The organism is Okeania sp., assembly GCF_035285525.1.
Taxonomy (GTDB): domain Bacteria; phylum Cyanobacteriota; class Cyanobacteriia; order Cyanobacteriales; family Microcoleaceae; genus Trichodesmium.
In genome coordinates this window covers 1-2,930 of the sequence record NZ_JAYKGW010000211.1, presented here as the reverse complement: position 1 = coordinate 2,930, position 2,930 = coordinate 1, and the positions used below count along the sequence as shown (strand labels likewise).

The window sequence follows — 2,930 nt, the reverse complement described above, 5'->3', positions numbered from 1 at the left end:
AAGAAAGGATTGCAAAGCTTAAAGCAGAATTGGAAGCTAAGAAAGCGGAGCTTGAGGAAGTAAGCGGGAAAGCTAAGGGATTGGTTGAGAAAGAAATTACTATGCTTAAAGTGGCTATTGCTGATTTGGTTTAGTAAAAGTTACGCGCGTAACCTTCTATAAAAATAGTTGACTAGTAAACATTGGGCTAATATAATATATTTGTGTTTCATAAATGGAGTATTAATTATGTCTAAAGTTATAGCTGTTATTTCAGGAAAAGGCGGAGCAGGGAAAACAGCAACTAGTGTAAATTTAGCATGGTCGTTAGCTAAAGATTTTAACTATAAAGTTATAATTGTAGATATTGATAAAGACAAACCTGATGCTTTAGGTTGGAAAGAACAGGGTATGGCTGCAGGAATATCTAAATTTGATGTTGATACATTATTATGTGAAGATTCTCCTAAAGAAATGATAAGTCAATTAAGAAATGAATATGATTTTATTATTATAGATACGCCACCAAATTTCCAAGGGGAAGCTTTTAAAGCAACTTTGGCAAGTGATTTTGTTATTATTCCATCTTCACCTAGTTTAAGCGATCAAAAAGCTTTAATTAAATCTATGGAAATTGCAGATGAATGCAGGAAGCCTTATAGATTATTAGCAGTAAGAACGCAAAAAAGGCACAATCTATCTCAAGAGCTAATAAGCTCAATTTCAGAACTTAACGGATTCAGAACGAATATCACTTTAAAGTCCTGTGTTATGGAGGCGCAATTTCATGGTTTATGGGTTGGAGAATATCAACCTGAAGGTGATTCACATAGAGAATTTAAAAATTTGGCAAAAGAAGTTATAGAATATACAAATTAAAAGTTACGCGCGTAACTTTCTGGAGATTTAAGCATGAGTAAAAAAAATAATGGGTTTAGCCTAAAGTCAGAAACTGAAAATAAAGTTATAGCAGAGAGGTTGTCAGATGCTAAAAATGCTATGGGGTATGCTGGTTCTGTTGAGATTATTGAAACAAGTCAAATTGATAATTGGGAGTATAGAGATAGAAAAGAATTTGAGTTAGGTAATATAGAAGAGCTTGCTTATAGTATAAAGAACAATGGACAAGCGCAGCCAATAGTAATAACCAATCAAAATGATGTATTTAAAGCAAAGGATAACAAAGAAGCAAAGTATGTGGTAATTGCTGGTTATCGTAGATGGCTTGCTTGTAGAAGCATAAATATAAAAGTTGAAGCTATTATTAAAGAATTTTCATTTAATGATGCAATTGCTTGTGTTATTGATGAAAATAGAAAAGAAAGTGTATCTGACTATTCAAAAGGTATTTTTTACTCACATCTTTTAGATTCAGAAAAGATAACGCAATCTGATTTAGCTCAAAAAGTAGGCTTGACTCTATCATCTATCAAAAATTATATATCCTTTTCAAGGATACCTTGTGAAATAATTGATGCTATTGGAGATATGAGTAAAGTATCATCACGAACATCAATTGAAATAGTATCATTAGCAAATAAAGGGGAAAAATATAGAAAAGCACTTATATCTATAGCCGATAAAATAAGACTTGGATATGGTGAAAAAAGAATCAAACAAGAAGTTGATAAAATTTTAAATAAAAAAGAGATCGTAGAGAGTAAAGAAAAAACAATTAAAAGTAACGATAAAATTTTAGCTCAGATTTCAGGTAGACGGATTAATTTAGATAAAGACCTTACATCTAAAGATAACTATGATGTATTTATAAATGATCTTGAAAAATTAATAATTCAATATTTTGGATAAATCAATGTCTGATAGATTAGAAACACTTAAGAAAAGTCAAAAGAAAATTAGGGATGCGTTAAAGGAATCTGGCAAAGTTCAATTTTCTGATTGGTTGAATAGAGAAACTTTAGAAAAAATAGGGGAGTTGAAAAAAGATTTAAATTTTCGTAGAAGAGGTGAGGTTATAGATCAAATTGTTTCTTACTACTATGAAAACCATACAAACAAAAAATAGTTACGCGCGTAACTTTTAATTTTTAATATCTTTAAATTTCCCAAAAAGTATACTTTTCTGTAGCCAGTATTGATTATCTCCAAAATATACTCCATAATGGCATTACACTAATGTGTAAGAATATTTGGTAATTATGCCTACAGTTTTTAGAATAGGGTCGTTTAGGTTTTTCTTTTTTAGTGATGAAGGAAGCGAACCTATCCATATCCATGTGCAAAGAGATAACTCTCTTGCTAAGTTTTGGATTAAACCCGAGATTAGTTTGGCTTCATCGATTAGATTTAGCGCAGTTGAGTTACGGAAGATTCATAAATACATTGAAGAGAATAAAAATTTAATAGAGGAGAAATGGAATGAACACTTCGGCATCTAACCCTTTAACAGAAAAGTTATCATTTACTGACTCTGAAATGACAGTTTTTTTAAGAGATGGTAGAAAATTAATAGTTCCTTTGGTTTTTTATTCCAGTTTAGCCAGAGCCACGCTTAAAGAGTTGAACAATTACTTTATTTTAGGAGATGGTGAAGGGGTGCACTGGGAAGACTTAGATGAGGATTTAAGCACCAAAGGTATTTTATTAGGTAATACACACGTAGATCGAGTTGCATAGTGGCTTTAGTTGGTTATGCACGTGTATCTAGTGTTGGGCAGTCATTAGAGCTTCAAATTGAAAAATTGAAAGCATATGGTTGCACTAAGCTATATACAGAGAAAAAATCGGCGCTAGATCAAAAACGACCTGAGTTATTAAAGTGTCTAGATTTTGTCCGAGATAGTGATGATACATTGGTGGCTCATGAGAGTAATCAACTTATTCGAGGTTGTTTATCAGGATTTTAATCAAGCAGATTGAGGTTTTATATTATCTAAATCTCAAATAAGTTGATTATTTTGAAATTTTCATTGATCATAAAACATTCTTTT

General features: G+C 31.3%; 6 protein-coding genes. All 6 read left to right on the top strand.

What is annotated here, in order from left to right; genetic code table 11:
- The first annotated feature begins 228 nt into the window (after window positions 1-228).
- The 6 genes from VKJ25_RS20150 (at window position 229) to VKJ25_RS20125 (ending at window position 2,846) form a co-directional block, all read left to right on the top strand.
- Window positions 229-858: a ParA family protein gene (locus VKJ25_RS20150; RefSeq protein ID WP_324238431.1), complete on the top strand. Its 630-nt coding sequence runs from the start codon at window positions 229-231 to the stop codon at window positions 856-858.
- Window positions 859-891: 33 nt separating this feature from the next.
- Window positions 892-1,788 (top strand): ParB/RepB/Spo0J family partition protein, encoded by an 897-nt coding sequence (locus VKJ25_RS20145; RefSeq protein ID WP_324238430.1) that lies wholly within the window; start codon window positions 892-894, stop codon window positions 1,786-1,788.
- Window positions 1,781-2,005, top strand: coding sequence for a hypothetical protein (locus VKJ25_RS20140; RefSeq protein ID WP_324238429.1), 225 nt, complete (start codon window positions 1,781-1,783; stop codon window positions 2,003-2,005). The genes VKJ25_RS20145 and VKJ25_RS20140 overlap by 8 nt, the downstream gene beginning before the upstream one ends.
- Before the next feature lie 133 nt (window positions 2,006-2,138).
- Entirely contained in the window at window positions 2,139-2,378 is a 240-nt protein-coding gene (locus tag VKJ25_RS20135; protein WP_324238428.1) for a DUF4160 domain-containing protein, read from the top strand.
- On the top strand, window positions 2,359-2,616 hold the full coding sequence (locus tag VKJ25_RS20130; RefSeq protein ID WP_324238427.1) for a DUF2442 domain-containing protein: 258 nt from the start codon (window positions 2,359-2,361) through the stop codon (window positions 2,614-2,616). The genes VKJ25_RS20135 and VKJ25_RS20130 overlap by 20 nt, the downstream gene beginning before the upstream one ends.
- Window positions 2,616-2,846, top strand: coding sequence for a recombinase family protein (locus tag VKJ25_RS20125; RefSeq protein ID WP_324238426.1), 231 nt, complete (start codon window positions 2,616-2,618; stop codon window positions 2,844-2,846). Before VKJ25_RS20130 ends, VKJ25_RS20125 begins: the two co-directional genes overlap by 1 nt.
- Window positions 2,847-2,930 lie beyond the last annotated feature (84 nt).